The 15,115-nt window shown below is 63.8% G+C and carries 15 protein-coding genes; 9 read left to right on the top strand and 6 right to left on the bottom strand.

Annotation, left to right across the window (positions count from 1 at the left end):
- The first annotated feature begins 74 nt into the window (after nt 1-74).
- From ACR0JC_RS03715 to ACR0JC_RS03705, 3 genes are read left to right on the top strand one after another with little or no spacing between them, the layout of a single operon-like run.
- A complete protein-coding gene (locus ACR0JC_RS03715) occupies nt 75-1,541 on the top strand; it encodes a leucyl aminopeptidase (RefSeq protein ID WP_170338795.1) in 1,467 nt (488 codons plus the stop codon).
- Between the two features lie 4 nt (nt 1,542-1,545).
- Entirely contained in the window at nt 1,546-2,007 is a 462-nt protein-coding gene (locus tag ACR0JC_RS03710) for a DNA polymerase III subunit chi (protein ID WP_170338797.1), read from the top strand.
- A gap of 56 nt (nt 2,008-2,063) precedes the next feature.
- A complete protein-coding gene (locus tag ACR0JC_RS03705) occupies nt 2,064-3,110 on the top strand; it encodes an aldo/keto reductase (protein WP_480763252.1) in 1,047 nt (348 codons plus the stop codon).
- A 70-nt stretch (nt 3,111-3,180) separates the two neighbouring features.
- Here ACR0JC_RS03705 and ACR0JC_RS03700 read toward each other — a convergent pair whose 3' ends face one another.
- Nucleotides 3,181-4,167: a GlxA family transcriptional regulator gene (locus ACR0JC_RS03700; protein ID WP_170366147.1), complete on the bottom strand. Its 987-nt coding sequence runs from the start codon at nt 4,165-4,167 to the stop codon at nt 3,181-3,183.
- Nucleotides 4,168-4,300: 133 nt separating this feature from the next.
- On the opposite strand from ACR0JC_RS03700, the gene bcoG reads away from it, so the two are divergent.
- The 3 genes from bcoG to ACR0JC_RS03685 all read left to right on the top strand — a co-directional run bounded on the left by bcoG (nt 4,301) and on the right by ACR0JC_RS03685 (nt 7,518).
- Nucleotides 4,301-5,215: a 3-dehydrocarnitine:acetyl-CoA trimethylamine transferase BcoG gene (gene bcoG / locus ACR0JC_RS03695; protein WP_170338802.1), complete on the top strand. Its 915-nt coding sequence runs from the start codon at nt 4,301-4,303 to the stop codon at nt 5,213-5,215.
- 81 nt (nt 5,216-5,296) lie between these two features.
- Nucleotides 5,297-6,760 carry a carnitine 3-dehydrogenase gene (locus tag ACR0JC_RS03690; protein ID WP_170338804.1) on the top strand — a complete coding sequence of 488 codons (1,464 nt, stop codon included), beginning with the start codon at nt 5,297-5,299 and terminating at the stop codon, nt 6,758-6,760.
- The gene (locus ACR0JC_RS03685) at nt 6,757-7,518 is read left to right on the top strand and encodes an SDR family oxidoreductase (RefSeq protein ID WP_170338807.1); all 762 of its coding nucleotides are present in this window, start codon (nt 6,757-6,759) and stop codon (nt 7,516-7,518) included. The genes ACR0JC_RS03690 and ACR0JC_RS03685 overlap by 4 nt, the downstream gene beginning before the upstream one ends.
- Here the strand turns inward: ACR0JC_RS03685 and ACR0JC_RS03680 are convergent.
- Entirely contained in the window at nt 7,515-7,697 is a 183-nt protein-coding gene (locus ACR0JC_RS03680) for a hypothetical protein (RefSeq protein ID WP_093962276.1), read from the bottom strand. The two genes, ACR0JC_RS03685 and ACR0JC_RS03680, sit on opposite strands and share 4 nt — an antisense overlap.
- Before the next feature lie 90 nt (nt 7,698-7,787).
- Complete coding sequence (locus ACR0JC_RS03675; RefSeq protein WP_170338809.1) at nt 7,788-8,654, bottom strand: helix-turn-helix domain-containing protein; 867 nt, start codon at nt 8,652-8,654, stop codon at nt 7,788-7,790.
- A 109-nt stretch (nt 8,655-8,763) separates the two neighbouring features.
- Between ACR0JC_RS03675 and ACR0JC_RS03670 the strand changes: the two genes are divergently transcribed.
- Genes ACR0JC_RS03670 through ACR0JC_RS03660 form a run of 3 tightly spaced genes read left to right on the top strand, consistent with a single transcriptional unit; the run spans nt 8,764 to nt 10,786 of the window.
- Nucleotides 8,764-8,967, top strand: coding sequence for a DUF2061 domain-containing protein (locus tag ACR0JC_RS03670; RefSeq protein ID WP_149774534.1), 204 nt, complete (start codon nt 8,764-8,766; stop codon nt 8,965-8,967).
- The gene (locus ACR0JC_RS03665; RefSeq protein ID WP_170338811.1) at nt 8,960-9,862 is read left to right on the top strand and encodes a fatty acid desaturase; all 903 of its coding nucleotides are present in this window, start codon (nt 8,960-8,962) and stop codon (nt 9,860-9,862) included. The genes ACR0JC_RS03670 and ACR0JC_RS03665 overlap by 8 nt, the downstream gene beginning before the upstream one ends.
- 21 nt (nt 9,863-9,883) lie before the next feature.
- The gene (locus tag ACR0JC_RS03660; protein ID WP_170338813.1) at nt 9,884-10,786 is read left to right on the top strand and encodes an EamA family transporter; all 903 of its coding nucleotides are present in this window, start codon (nt 9,884-9,886) and stop codon (nt 10,784-10,786) included.
- 59 nt (nt 10,787-10,845) lie between these two features.
- Here the strand turns inward: ACR0JC_RS03660 and ACR0JC_RS03655 are convergent, their stop codons facing one another.
- The 3 genes from ACR0JC_RS03655 to ACR0JC_RS03645 form a co-directional block, all read right to left on the bottom strand.
- On the bottom strand, nt 10,846-12,276 hold the full coding sequence (locus tag ACR0JC_RS03655) for a DEAD/DEAH box helicase (protein ID WP_170340038.1): 1,431 nt from the start codon (nt 12,274-12,276) through the stop codon (nt 10,846-10,848).
- 185 nt (nt 12,277-12,461) lie between these two features.
- Nucleotides 12,462-13,403 (bottom strand): glycosyltransferase family 2 protein, encoded by a 942-nt coding sequence (locus tag ACR0JC_RS03650; protein WP_480763247.1) that lies wholly within the window; start codon nt 13,401-13,403, stop codon nt 12,462-12,464.
- 43 nt (nt 13,404-13,446) lie between these two features.
- The gene (locus ACR0JC_RS03645) at nt 13,447-15,054 is read right to left on the bottom strand and encodes a peptide chain release factor 3 (protein ID WP_170338819.1); all 1,608 of its coding nucleotides are present in this window, start codon (nt 15,052-15,054) and stop codon (nt 13,447-13,449) included.
- Between the last annotated feature and the right edge of the window lie 61 nt (nt 15,055-15,115).

Below are 15,115 nucleotides of genomic sequence, written 5' to 3'. Positions count from 1 at the left end.
CGGGGAAAACTGCTATCTGGTCAATGGCGGCGGCGCGGGCTAGGTCTGTGGGCAGAGTTTTTCAGGAGCAAGAAATGAGCAGTCTGGTACCGATCCGTTTTCAAGCCTTCGAACTGGACCTGATGGCACAGGCCCAAGGCCGGGTGGCCATTCTCATACCGACCGATGGCAAGATGAACCCCGCCGCGCGTCGCGCAAACCGACTGACCCGTGGTGCCGTGGCCCGGCTGGTGGAAAGCGACCGTTTCGCCAAGGTCAAGACTGGCGACGTGATCTCGTTGGCTTGGCCCGGCGGGATGGAGGCAGAGGCATTGGACATTCTGGTCCTGCCACGCCGCCCCGAGCCGGACGAAGCCCGCAAGGGCGGTGCCGCGCTGGCCAAGCTGGCAGGTGGCAAGGACCTGCTGGTCATGGCGGGCAACCAAATGCGGACCGAGGAATTGGCCCTGGGCATTGCCCTGCGCAGCTATGATTTCGACGCGCACAAAACCAAGGACGATGACGCAAAGGGCGCGGTGACCATCTGCCACGCCAAGCCCGACGACGCCGAGGCCGCCTTCGTGCCGCTCTATGCGGTCGCCGATGGTGTGCGCATGACCCGCGACCTGACGAACGAACCGGCCAACATCCTGACAACGACCGAATTTGCCAACCGTCTGAAAGAGATGGAGGAGTTGGGCCTGAAGGTCGAGGTGCTGGACGAAGACAAACTGGCCGAGTTGGGCATGAGGACCCTGCTGAGCGTCGGGCAAGGGTCGGACAGCCCCTCGAAAGTCGTCGTGATGCAGTGGAATGGCGGCGATGCCGATGACGCGCCGCTGGCTCTGGTCGGCAAAGGGGTCGTTTTCGACACCGGCGGTATTTCGATCAAACCGGCCGCGGGCATGGAAGAGATGACCATGGACATGGGCGGCGCAGGCGTCGTTGCAGGCACCATGCGTGCATTGGCCAAGCGTAAAGCCAAGGCCAATGTCGTGGGCCTGGTCGGGCTGGTCGAGAACATGCCCTCGGGCAGTGCCACGCGGCCGGGCGACGTCGTCAAGTCGATGAAGGGCGATACGGTCGAGATCATCAACACCGACGCCGAGGGGCGTCTGGTGCTGTGTGACGTCATGTGGTACGCGCAGGAGCGGTTCAATCCGGTCGGCATGATCGATCTGGCCACCTTGACTGGCGCGATCATCATCGGACTGGGACATGAAAACGCAGGCGTGTTTTCCAACAACGACACCTTCTGCGACGCGTTCCTGAAGGCCGCCCGGGCCGAGGATGAAGGCGCGTGGCGTATGCCGCTGGGGCAGGCTTATGACGATCTGCTGAAGTCGCGCATCGCGGACATGAAGAACGTGGGCGGCCGGCCGGCCGGTTCGATCACCGCAGCACAGTTCCTTCAGCGTTTCGTCAAGGAAGAAACACCCTGGATCCATTTGGATATCGCGGGCGTGGCCTCGGTTGCGGCGGAAACGTCCTATGCGCCCAAGGGCGCAACGGGTTGGGGCGTCCGTGCGCTCAGCCGTTTCGTGCAGGACAATTTCGAGTAGGTCGATGGGCGCCGTCTACTTCTACCACCTGACCCGCCATCCACTTGAGCAGACCTTGCCGGTGTTGCTGGCCAAGGCACGGCAGGCCGGGTGGCGGATTGCGGTGCGGGGCACTGACCCTGCGCGGCTGGACTGGCTGGACGAAAGGCTTTGGCTGGGTCCCGAAGACGCGTTTCTGCCGCATGGTCAGGCAGGTGGGCCGCATGACGCGGTTCAGCCGATCCTGCTGACTACCGAGGCGGACGCTGCCAATAACCCGTCTTGCCTGATGGCGGTGGACGGGGCCGAAGTGACGCCGGATGAGGTGACCGCCTCGGAGCGGGTTTGCATCCTGTTCGATGGCAACGATCCAAGCGCGGTGGATCATGCGCGCGGTCAATGGAAGACGCTGACCGCGGCGGGTTGCGCGGCGCAGTATTGGTCGGAGGAATCCGGCCGCTGGGAGAAAAAGGCCGAATCCGGCTGACTCGGGACCGAAATCAGATTGCAGGCGTGGCGATCCGCGCGACAGGAGATTGATTGATGAAAATGAAACCGTTGGGCCGCACGGGCATCCAGGTCTCGGACCTGTGCCTCGGAACCATGACATTCGGTACGCAGACCCCCGAGGCGGATGCGCATCGTCAGATCGACACGGCGCTGGCGGCCGGGATCAATTTCCTTGATGCCGCCGAGATGTATCCGGTCAACCCGATCACCAAGGAGACCGTGGGCAAGACCGAGCAGATCATCGGCAACTGGAATGCGGCCCATCCGGCCCGTCGCGGCAGTTATGTTCTGGCGACCAAGCATTCGGGCGCCGGCTTCACCCATGCGCGGGACGGAGCACCGATCTCGGCCAGCACGATCCCCGGGGCCATCGAGGGATCGTTGCGGCGTCTGCAGACCGACTACATCGACCTGTACCAATTCCACTGGCCCAACCGCGGAAGTTACATGTTCCGGCAGAATTGGGACTATGACCCGTCGGGCGGTGATCGGCAGGACGTTCTGGACAATATGCGCGAATGCCTCGAGGCGCTGCAGTCGCAGGTGGACAAGGGCAATATCCGCGCCTTCGGCCTGTCGAACGAAAGCGCCTGGGGCACCGCCCAGTGGCTGCGCCTGTCGGACGAGATGGGGGCTCCACGGGTGGCCTCGATCCAGAACGAGTATTCCCTGCTGTGCCGCCTTTATGACACCGACATGGCCGAGCTGAGCGCCTATGAGGATGTGGGTCTTCTGGCTTTCTCGCCGCTGGCCGCCGGATTTCTGACCGGCAAGTATCAGAGCGGGGCGGTGCCCGAGGGATCGCGCATGTCGATCGTGCCGCAGATGGGCGGGCGCAAGGGCGACCGGGTGTTCGACGCGGTCGAAGCCTATCTGGCGATTGCCGCGAAACACGGGCTGGACCCGGTGCACATGGCGCTGGCCTGGTGCCAGGCGCGGCCGTTCATGACCTCGGTCATCTTCGGCGCGACCACGCAGGCGCAGCTGGAACGGATCCTGGAGGGGCGGGATGTCGTGCTGTCCGATGAGGTTATGGCCGAGATCAACGCGGCCCATCGCGCGCATCCGATGCCGTACTGAGGGATGGGGGCGCTGCCCCCGTCGCCGTGGCCAACTCCCCCCAAATCTATGACCAGATGAAGCTCGCCCGTCAGTGATGGGTGGGCTGGGTGCGGTCCTGCCTGAGGTCGCGGGCGGATAGTCCATGCGCCGTGCGGAAAGCGCGCGCAAAGCTGGATTGTGACGTGAACCCCGTGGCCAGTGCCACATCCATCAGCGCCATGTCGGTGTCGGTGACCAGTCGGCGGGCCTCGGCCAGGCGCAGTTGCAGGTAGTGGTCCTGTGGCGTGGTGTTCAGACGCAGGCGGAATTGCTGCTGCAGGGTGCGCGGGCTGGTTCCCAGGGCCCTTGCGATCTCGGCCAGGGGCAGCGGGTCGTCCAGCGCGGCCTGCATGATCGCGTTGGCGCGGGCGGTCAGGGCGTTGTGGCGGTGTGGCGCCCCGGTACGGCTCTGTGGTCTGCCGGGTTCGGGGGCGCCTTCGTAGAGGAACAGGCCCGACACACGGGCCGCGAAGCCGGCGCCGTGGCGTGCCGCGATGATGTGCAGCATCATCTCGACCGCGGGGATCGCACCGCCCGAGGTCAGGCGGTTGCCGGACACGGTGTACCGGTCGGGGCGCACGTCGACTTCGGGGAAACGGGTGGCGAAGGTCTCGAGATCCTCCCAGTGGGTGGTGGCGGCGTGGCCGTCAAGCAGCCCCGCCTCGGCCAGCAGCCAGGGGCCTCCGTCGATGCCCGCCATAGTGGCGCCGGTATTGGCGATGCGGCGCAGTCCGGCCAGCAGGCTGGGGGTGGCGTGGCGCACCAGATTGAACCCCGCGATCACGATCATCAGGTCACAGTGGTCGAGACGCGCCAGCGGGATGCCCGGCACTTGCAGCGCGCTGGTCAGCATCGCCGGCTCGGGCGTGGCGGTCACGTAGTCCCAGTCGAAGGCCGGGCGGTCGGCCAGCCGGTTGGCGGCGCGCATCGGGTCCACCGCCGAGGCGAAGCTGAGCGTGTTGCACTCGTCCAGCACCAGTACTGCGGTTTTCAGCGCGCGGTGCTCCGGCTGGAGGATGTTTTTTGCGGATTTCATCAAGTCTGATTCGCATTCTGGCAAGTTGTCTGGTCAAGGCTGCGCCAGAGTCGGGGCCAGACGCAAATCGGAATCCGGGGACAAGCCTGGGGAAAACCCATGGCGAAGCCGGGTATAACTTGGGGATAACACCATGCCTTTGGAAATGAACCGCGAAGTCTTCATCACTTGTGCCGTGACCGGCTCGGGTGGAACGCAGGATCGCAGCCCACATGTGCCGCGTTCACCCAAGCAGATCGCCGACAGCGCCATCGCGGCGGCCAAGGCCGGGGCGGCAGTGGTGCATTGCCATGTGCGCGACCCCGAAACCGGCGCGCCCAGCCGCCGTCTGGACCTGTATCGCGAGGTGACGGACCGCATCCGCGACGCCGAGGTGGACGTGGTTCTGAACCTGACCGCCGGCATGGGTGGCGACATCGTGTTCGGCGGGGTCGAAGCCCCGTTTCCCGTGGCCGAAGGTACCGACATGATCGGTGCCTCAGAACGGGTGGCCCATGTGGCCGAGTGTCTGCCCGAAATCTGCACGCTGGATTGCGGTACCATGAACTTTGCCGAGGCCGACTATGTCATGACCAACACGCCCGGCGCCTTGCGCGCGATGGGGCAGATGATGACCGACCTGGGCGTGAAGCCCGAGATCGAGGCCTTTGACACCGGCCATCTGTGGTTCGCCAAGCAACTGGTGAAAGAGGGCGTTCTGGCCCCGAATGCGCTGGTGCAGCTGTGCATGGGCGTGCCCTGGGGCGCGCCGGATGACCTGAACACCTTCATGGCGATGGTGAACAATGTGCCCGACGACTGGACCTTCAGCGCGTTCTCGCTGGGGCGGCATCAGATGGCCTATGTGGCGGCCTCGGTTCTGGCGGGCGGCAACGTGCGCGTGGGGCTCGAGGACAACCTGTGGCTGGACAAGGGGGTGCTGGCCGAAAACTGGCAACTGGTCGAACGCGCGGGCACCATCATCGAGAACATGGGCGCGCGGGTGATCGGTGCGCAGGAAGTGCGTGAGAAGCTGGGATTGGTCAAACGGGCGCCTGTCGCGACCTGACGGGCGGGGCGACCCTCAGAAGTTTTATCGAATAACGGTGGCCCTTGGTGCGGCCGGGACGTTCGGGGCGAAGGAGAGAAGATGAAAACGGCAGCGATCATCGGTGGTGGCGTGATCGGCGGCGGATGGGCCGCGCGGTTTCTGCTGAATGGTTGGAACGTGCGGGTGTTCGACCCGGACCCGGAGGCCGAGCGAAAGATCGGCGAGGTCCTGGACAACGCCCGGCGGTCGTTGCCCGGGCTGAGCGATGTGCCGCTGCCGCCCGAAGGCGCGCTGAGTTTTCATGACGACATGGCCGACGCGGTGCAGGAGGCCACTTGGATACAGGAGAGCGTGCCCGAGCGGCTGGACCTGAAGCTGAAGGTTTACAAGGGGCTGCAAGAAGCCTGCGATCCCGGGGCGATCATCGGGTCCTCGACCAGCGGGTTCAAACCGTCCGAGCTACAGGAAGGCGCGCTGCGGCCCCAACAGATCGTGGTGACGCACCCGTTCAACCCGGTCTATCTGCTGCCGCTGGTCGAACTGGTACCCTCGGCCGCCAACCCGCCGGAACTGGTCGCGCAGGCCAAGGATGTGTTGCGCTCGGTCGGTTTTTTCCCGCTGCAGGTCCGCAAGGAGATCGACGCGCATATCGCCGACCGGTTCCTCGAAGCCGTCTGGCGCGAGGCGCTGTGGCTGGTCAAGGACGGCGTGGCCACGACCGAGGAGGTGGACGAGGCGATCCGCATGGGCTTTGGCATCCGCTGGGCGCAGATGGGCCTGTTCGAGACCTATCGCGTGGCCGGGGGCGAGGCCGGGATGCGGCATTTCATGGCCCAGTTCGGCCCGGCGCTGAAATGGCCCTGGACCAAGCTGATGGACGTGCCCGAGTTCACCGACGATTTGGTCGATATGATCGCCGACCAGTCGGACACGCAATCGGGGATGCACTCGATCCGCGAGCTGGAGCGCATTCGCGACAACAATCTGGTGGGCATGATGCGCGCGTTGAAGGCGCGTGACTGGGGCGCGGGGGCGGTGCTGAACCAGCATGACGCGCTGCTAAAGCCAGGTGCCCTGCCGACGCTGGATCAGGCGGATCTGAGCCAGCCGATCCTGACACTGGCCCGCGCGGTGCCGCTGGACTGGACCGACTACAACGGCCACATGAACGAGGCGCGGTATCTTGAGGCCTTTGCCGCTGCGACGGACCGTTTCATGGAGATCATCGGCTGCGATGCCGACTACATCGCTTCGGGCGGAAGCTATTTCACCGCTGAAAACCACATCCGGTATCTGGACGAGGCCCATGCCGGGGCGAAAATCGAGGTGCGCACGCAGATGCTGTTGGGGCAGGGCAAGAAGCTGCACCTGTTCCACAGCATGTACGAGGGCGACAAACTGCTCGCCACGGGCGAGAGCTTTCTGCTGCATGTCAGCCTTGAAACCCGTCGGCCCTGTGCGCCGTCGCCGCAGATCGAGGCGGCCATGGCCCGCATCGCCGAAGCGCAGGCCGGGTTGCCCTATCCCGAGGGCGCAGGGGCGGCCATCCGCAAACCGGCATGACGGGGCGGGTTGTGATCACCGCCGGGGCCTCGGGCGTGGGGCGCGCGATGGCCGAGGCGTTCGACGCCGCCGGCGCTCAGGTCTGGGTGGCGGATGTGGACGCCGAGGCGCTTCAGACCTGCCCGGATCACTGGGGGCGGTCGCAGGTCGATGTCTCTGCTGAGGCCGCCGTTTCAGCCCTGTTCGACGAGATCGCGGCGCAGTGGGGCGGTTTGGACGTTCTGTGCGCGAATGCGGGTGTCGCGGGGCCGACTGCATTGATCGAGGATGTTGCGCTAAGTGATTGGCAAAAATGTATTTCCGTCAATCTAGACGGAGCCTTTCTGTGCGCGAAATACGCGGCGCCGATGCTCAAACGGCAGGGGCACGGCGCGGTGCTGATCACATCCTCGACCGCGGGGCAGTACGGCTATCCCAACCGCGCGCCCTATGCAGCGGCGAAATGGGCGGTGATCGGGCTGGGCAAGACCCTGGCGATGGAGCTGGGGCCGCACGGCGTGCGCTGCAACGTCATCTGCCCCGGCGCGGTGGAGGGCCCGCGGATGGAGGGCGTGCTGCAGCGCGAAGCGGCCGCCAAGGGCATGACCCGCGATCAGGTCTATCGGGGCTATGCGGCGGGTACTTCGATGGGCCGCTTCGTCGAAGCGCGTGACATTGCCGCAATGGCGGTGTTCCTGGCCTCGGATGCGGCGCGGCTGGTGTCGGGGCAGGTCATCGCCGTCGATGGGCACACCGTGAACCCCGACCCCAAGCTCTAGCCCTGGTTTGGGCCGCGCATCTGGCGGATCGAGGCGCGGACGGCCTGCCAGTTCTGTGCCTCTTCCACGTTTCCGGCGGCTTCGAATTCGCGGGCTTTCTGGGCGGCTTCGGCCTCGGCCTTGTCGCCATGCGCCGAGTAGAGGGCGCGCGCGTACTGAGCGGTTTTGAGAGCGTCCATTCCTGATATCCTCCTTTGGGTCGGATCGTTCGGATTTTCGCGCATCTCAATATAGGCGATCGGTCGGGAAATTGCACCCGTGGACTGGCGTCACCCTGCCGCTATTGCCGCGCGCAGTTGGCGAAGATGGGTCGGGAAATGCCGGGCGGTCAGATCAGCTTCGCGGACCAAGGTATCGAAATGGCGCGAAAAAACCTCGATTCGGTCCCGGTCGCGAAAGGCCATGTAATGGCTGCCGGCATAGAACACGCAGAGCAGCGGACCAAAGATGGTGACCGGCGCGGAATAAAGCCGTTTGGCATCGAACAGGTAGATGCGCATACGCGGGTAAAGCTGCTCGCACAGCTCCAGCATGTGGTCGATCTGGTCCAGCCGAACATTCAGGGGCAGCCCGTCATGATAGCCGGTACCATGGGCAAAGCTGTGAATCTCGTACAGTGGCATGGCGATTTCATAGTCTGACTGAGCACCGCGCATCCAGGTCAGTCGGTCCTCGGAGGCGCCGATGGCCTGGTCGGCGGTTCGGCCCAGATGCGGCGCGTATTCCCATTCCAGCACGGCGCGGGTTTTCAGCATGTCGGGCAGGGTGGCCGGAACATAGCGGATTTTGTAGCCGGCGGCCTCCTGATGCCATTCAAAGATGCGCTCGTCGACCAGGGCGCGGGGTGCCTCGGTCATGGTCAGAGAACTGGCCAGCAGCTCGGCCGCGCTCTCGGGTCGGTTCGAGAGGCTGAGCAGCCAATCCGCCGACACCCCCAGAGCCGAGGCGCAGCTGCCCACGACATGGGCGTTGGGCAGGCGTGCGCCCGTATCGGTCAGCAACTGGGAAACGGTTGAGCGATCGACCCCGATGGTGCGCGCCAGCGCGCTTTGGCTCATCTTCCGCTGGTCCATTGCGCGGGCCAGGCGCAGGCGGAACTGCGCGGCGCGGTCGCGTTTGTCGAAATTTTCCTGCATGTGGTGATAAATATCACGAACGCTGAGATTTGTTAATCATATTCGGAATTCTCGACAGGGCCACTGGCAGGTAACGCTTGTGTGAAAACCCAAAAGACTGGGGACCGGAATGGAAACGCGGCGAAGATCTGTCGTGAAGGCAATCATTTGGAATGCGATGGGCCTTGCGGTCATGACCGTGGTGGGGCTGATCGCCACCGGCTCGGCCGCCGTCGGAGGCGTATTGGCGGTGGTGAACACGGCCATCGGGCTGACGCTCTACGTGATTTACGAACGCATATGGGCCGGAATTTCCTGGGGGCGGCATGGCTGAGGCGACCACCCCCAAATCCCCGGAATGGCCGACCTTTGCCCTGATCGTTGCCTGCTATGGCCTTTGGCTGATTGCGATTTTCGGCGTCGCGGCGTGGTCGCTCTGGCTGGCGGTGCCGATGATGGGAGTCGTCGCGGCGCTGCATTCTTCGCTGACGCATGAAGCGCTGCACGGCCATCCGTTCCGCGCAAAGTGGCTGAACGAGGTGCTGATGGCGCTGCCGCTGACACTGTTCATCCCCTACAACCGCTTCCGCGATCTGCATCTGGCGCACCATCAGGATGCCAACCTGACAGACCCCTATGACGATCCGGAGTCCAACTATCTGGACCCGGCTGTCTGGGCTAGGTTGCCTCGGTGGCAGCGGTGGGTCTATCAGGCGAACAACACGCTGTTGGGGCGTATGGTGCTGGGCCCGATCATCGGCCAGCTGGCCTTTCTGCGCGACGACTGGCGGGGCGCAGTGCGCGGGGACCGCGACATCTGGCTGGCCTGGGCCTTGCATCTGTCGGGCGTGGCGGTGGTTCTGTGGATCGTGGCACACTCGGCCATGCCGGTCTGGGCCTTTGTCCTGGCGGCCTATCTGGGGCTGGCGCTGGTCAAGATCCGCACCTTTTTGGAACACCGCGCGCACGAGAAATCGCGCGCCCGCACGGTGATCGTCGAAGACCGCGGACCGCTTGCCTTTCTGTTTCTGAACAACAACCTGCACGTCGTTCATCACATGAACCCGGCGGCGCCATGGTATCGGCTGCCAGCGCTCTATCGCCGTGGGAAAGAGCGGTATCTGGCCTGCAATGAGGCCTATGTCTATCGCTCGTACGGACATGTTTTCCGGCAGTATTTCTGGCGTGCCAAGGATCCTGTAGAACATCCGCTCTGGCCAAAACCCTGATTTGACGACAGAAGGGAAGCCATGAGTTTGTGGATTCCCGTAACCTTGGCCGCCGCCACCTTTCAGACGGTGCGCTTCATGCTGCAGAAATCGCTGAGCAGCGTGAAGCTGTCGGCGACCGGCGCGACCTTTGCGCGCTTTGCCTATTCGATGCCTCTGGTGCTGCTGGGTCTGGTGGTGGCGATGCGTCTCAGCGGTCTGCCGCTGCCTGCGCTGCCGCCTCTGTTCTGGCTCTATGCCGCCATCGGTGGGGTGTCCCAAATCCTCGCCACGATCTGCGTCGTGGCGCTGTTCAAACAGCGCAACTTTGCCGTTGGCATCACCTTCAAGAAAACCGAGGTGATCCAGACCGCAATCGTCGGTTTCGTCGTGCTGGGCGACCGGGTTTCGGCCGGTGCCTTCGGGGCCATCCTGCTGGGGCTTCTGGCGGTTCTGCTGTTGTCGAAAACGCCGGGCGGCAGTGGGGCGTGGTGGCGTCACCTGACCAACCGCGCCTCGCAATTGGGGTTGGGATCGGGTGTCTTGTTCGCCTTTTCCGCGGTCAGTTATCGCGGCGCATCGCTGCAACTGGGCGATGGCGAGGCCTGGTTTCGGGCGCTGGTGACGCTGGCAGTCGTAGTCTCGATCCAGTTCCTGTCGATGGCGCTGTGGCTGGTTTGGCGCGACCGGGCCGAGCTGCGCGCGGTATGGGACACGCGGCGCACCGGCATCTTCGTCGGGCTGACCAGCCTGGGCGGGTCGTTCTGCTGGTTCTGGGCCTTCAGCCTGCAGAACGCGGCCTACGTCAAGGCGCTGGGGCAGGTGGAGCTGATTTTCAGCCTCATGGCCTCGGTCCTGGTCTTCCGCGAGACGGTGACGCGGCGCGAGATTATGGGGATGGTCCTGCTGGGTCTCTCGATCCTGATCCTGGTCGCCGCGATCTGAGATGCAAAAAGGCGCGCGGAGGTCCGTGCGCCTTCTGATCTTTTTGCCATGCAGGCGAGTCAGCCCGCGCGGCGTTCGTCAAAGCTGAGAGCGATAAAGCTGGGCAGGTGATCGCCCATGCCGACGACGGCTGGTCCGCCATCGTCGCGGCGTCCACGGCTTTTGCCGCGTTGGCCCTTTTCTCGTGCCGGCTTGTCCTTGGGGGCTGTTTCCCTGGGCGTAGCGTCCTTGGCGGGCTTGTCCTTCCCGGTGTCCTTGGCCTCGGATTTGTGCTCGCCCTTGCGGGTCGACGCGCGCGATCTCTTCTCGGGCTTCTTGTCCTCGTCCCCGGCCGGTTCGGCCTGAACCGGGTTGTCCAGACGTGGGATTTCCTTCTGGATCAGCTTCTGGATCGCTTCCAGCGCTTTTTCATCGCGGGCCGTGCACAGAGTGATGGCCTTGCCTTCGCGCCCGGCGCGGCCGGTACGGCCGATGCGGTGAACGTAATCCTCGGGGTGGCTGGGCACATCGAAGTTGAACACATGGCTGACCGACGGAACGTCCAGTCCCCGCGCGGCGACATCGGACGCCACGAGGAAACGCAGCGTTCCTTCGCGGAAGCCCTCAAGGGTCCTGGTGCGCACGGACTGGTCCAGATCGCCGTGGATCGCGGCCGCGTCATAGCCGTATTTCTTCAGCGATTTCGCGGTGATATCCACGTCGGTTTTGCGGTTGCAGAAGACGATGGCGTTGGTGCATTTGTCACCTTCGGCATCGATCAGTGCGCGCAGGACCTTGCGCTTGGTGCTGCCCTCACGGTCACGGCGGCCGCCTTTGACCATTACGACGCCCTGTTCGATGGTCTCGGACGCGGTGGCCTGACGGGCCACTTCGATCCGGGCCGGGGCCGACAGGAACGTGTCGGTGATCCGCTCGATTTCGGGCGCCATGGTGGCCGAGAAAAACAGCGTCTGCCGGGTAAAGGGCGTCAGCGAGAAGATGCGTTCGATATCGGGAATGAACCCCATGTCCAGCATCCGGTCAGCCTCGTCCACGACCATGATCTGCACGCCGGTCAGCAGCAGCTTGCCACGTTCGAAATGGTCCAGCAGACGGCCGGGTGTGGCGATCAGCACGTCCACGCCGCGGTCGATCAGGGCATCCTGTTCCTTGAAGCTGACGCCGCCGATCAGCAGCGCCTTGGTCAGCTTTAGATGCTTGGTATAGGTGTCGAAGTTTTCGGCCACCTGCGCCGCCAGTTCGCGCGTCGGGCATAGCACTAGGCTGCGCGGCATTCGCGCCCGCGCACGACCGCGCGCCAACAGGGTGATCATGGGCAAGACGAAACTGGCCGTCTTGCCGGTTCCGGTCTGGGCGATGCCCAGAACGTCACGTCCCTCCAAGGCTGGCGGGATGGCGCCTTCCTGGATCGGGGTCGGGGTTTCGTAGCCGGCTTCCTCAATAGCTTTGAGGACCTTGGGGTTCAGATTCAGATCGGTGAATTTCGTCATGTATGTCCGGTTCATGCGGACACTGACCTGGCCCGCGCGTATGAAAAATGCCGGGCCCGGATGGCCATGCGCACCATGCGCGTTTCGGCTTGGATGCGGACATAACAAAAAGGTGTGGCAGGGTCAAATGAAGACAGTTTCATCTGTACCGCTACATCGCGTCACTGGCGATTTCGTGCAACAATTCAGAAGCTTCCGGGAAAGTGTTTCTGCAGCTTTTCCTCAAGATCAAGCGGTCGGTGCTTGATCAGACCCCGTTCCTGCAGGCGCGCGCGGACCTGCGGGTCGGTGGCGCTGAGTTCGTCGAAGAACTTGCGCAGACCTTTCTCGCCTTCTTCGGCCTCGATCCAACTGAGCAGTTCGTTCATGTTCAGCCCACCCCGATCGCGATGTACGTTCGGAGCCATGCCGGGCTGGTACGACCCACGCTCCAGTCGAAACCGATAGTGTGACCACCAATGCTCCCAATCCGTGGCATGGCGGTGGCACAGGTCGATCTGCGGCATTTCGGTCCTGCAGGGCAAGATGACCTTGTTCTGAAACAGGTTGTGGATGCGATAATTGAGGTTCTCCATCCCCGTTCGCACGAACAGCTTGCCCTGTACGTGACTCAGAAAGCCGCCCAGAACGAAGGCGCCGTAGTTTGGATAGATCGTTTCGACAAGCGCTTCGCGTTCGGGGCCCTGGGGGATGAACGCTTTGTAGAGATCGTCGCCGCAGGCCAGGGCCTCGATCGGACGAACCCGAACCGCGTGCACCGTTTCGGGCACTTCGCCCAGCAAGTTCGCGATGGGGGCCGTGGGCCACAGGAACTCGTCCACATCGATATGCGCCAGCCAATCGAGACCGGTGTGGCGATAGGTAAAGGTCGCATGAACGGTCTGGCGGACCTGGTGGCGCTCGGGCTTGTCCCGTTTGCGCGCCGCCCAGAACGCATCGTCGCAGATGCGGACGGTCACCTTGGGGTGGCGGCGCAGGGGGCGAAAAGCCCGCCGGTTGGGCTCATCAAGGTAGAGGTAGAGGTGATCCGCGCCCAGATCCAGGTGGTAGGCCGCAAAACTCAGAATGTCGCGGGCCGATCCACGCACCGTCGAGACGATGCCCCAGCTCGGCCCGGCTGCGGTCATGCGATGACGGCCGCTGTTGCTTTGGCGGGGGGCGGGGTCAGCATCAGGTCATCATTTCCTTGGTCGCGGTAAGCGTCAGTTTGGGATAATCGCGCACCACGCGGTCGATGTCCCATTGCAGGCGGGTGAGATAGACGATGTCGCCATCGTGGTCGAGGGCAATGTGCTGCTTGTTCGCATTTACGAACTTCTCGACCTCAGCCTTGTCGCCCGACACCCAGCGCGCACTGGTGAATTGCGAGGCCTCGAACCGCACCGGCAGGCCGTATTCCAGCTCGATCCGGCTGGCCAGCACCTCGAACTGCAGCGCGCCCACCACGCCGACGATAAAGCCCGAGCCGATCGAGGGTTTGAACACCTTCGCCGCGCCTTCCTCGGCAAACTGCATCAGCGCCTTTTCCAGGTGCTTGGCCTTCATCGGATCGCCCGCGCGCACGCCCTGCAACAGCTCGGGCGCGAAGGATGGAATTCCGGTTACGCGGATCGCCTCGCCCTCGGTCAGAGTGTCACCGATGCGCAGCTGGCCGTGGTTGGGGATGCCGATGATATCGCCGGCCCATGCCTCGTCGGCCAGTTCCCGGTCAGAGGCCAGAAACAGAACTGGGTTCGTGATCGCCATGGGCTTCTTGCTGCGCACATGGGTCAGCTTCATGCCGCGCTTGAAGTGGCCGCTGGCCATGCGGACAAAGGCCACCCGGTCGCGGTGCTTGGGGTCCATGTTGGCCTGCACCTTGAAGACAAAGCCCGCCACCTTTTTCTCGTCCGGCGAAATCTGGCGCGGTTCGGCCGATTGCACCTGCGGCTGCGGTCCATAGGCACCGATACCTTCCATCAGTTCCTTGACGCCGAACGAGTTGATGGCCGAGCCGAACCAGATCGGGGTCATGTGGCCTTCAAGCACCGCCTGCGGGTCCAGCGCAGGCAGCAATTCGCGCGCCATCTCGACCTCTTCCAGCAGCTTGTCCAGCAGTTCTGCGGGCACATGCTCGGCCAGTTTGGGGTCGTCCAGCCCGTTGATCTCGATGCTTTCGGCCACCTTGTTGCGGTCGGCGCGGTCCATGAGTTCCAACCGGTCACGCAGCATGTCGTAGCAGCCGATGAAATCGCGCCCCACGCCGATGGGCCAGCTGGCCGGGGTCACGTCGATGGCCAGCATTTCCTGGATCTCGTCGATGATTTCGAACGTATCGCGGCTCTCACGGTCCATCTTGTTGCAGAAGGTCAGGATCGGCAGATCGCGCAGGCGGCAGACCTCGAACAGCTTCTGCGTCTGGCTTTCCACACCTTTGGCCCCGTCAATCACCATGACCGCGGCGTCAACGGCGGTCAGCGTGCGATAGGTGTCCTCGGAAAAGTCCGAGTGGCCGGGTGTGTCCACCAGGTTGAACCGGTAGGGGCCATAGTCAAACGACATGGCCGAGGCCGAGACCGAGATACCCCGGTCCTTTTCCATTTGCATGAAGTCCGAGCGCGTACGCCGTGCCTCGCCCTTGGCGCGCACCTGTCCGGCCATCTGGATAGCACCCCCATACAGAAGGAACTTTTCGGTCAAAGTCGTCTTGCCCGCATCCGGGTGCGAGATGATGGCAAAGGTCCGGCGCCGAGCGATCTCGGGCGGCAGGGTGGGTTGGTTCGAGGCGGTATCAAGCATGAAGGCGCGTATAGGCGGGGAATCCTGCCGAGGCAAGACAAAGGGGGTGGTTCGAATCGGG

This window comes from Ruegeria sp. CH5, assembly GCF_056537025.1.
This window is presented reverse-complemented; position numbering and strand designations above follow the sequence as displayed.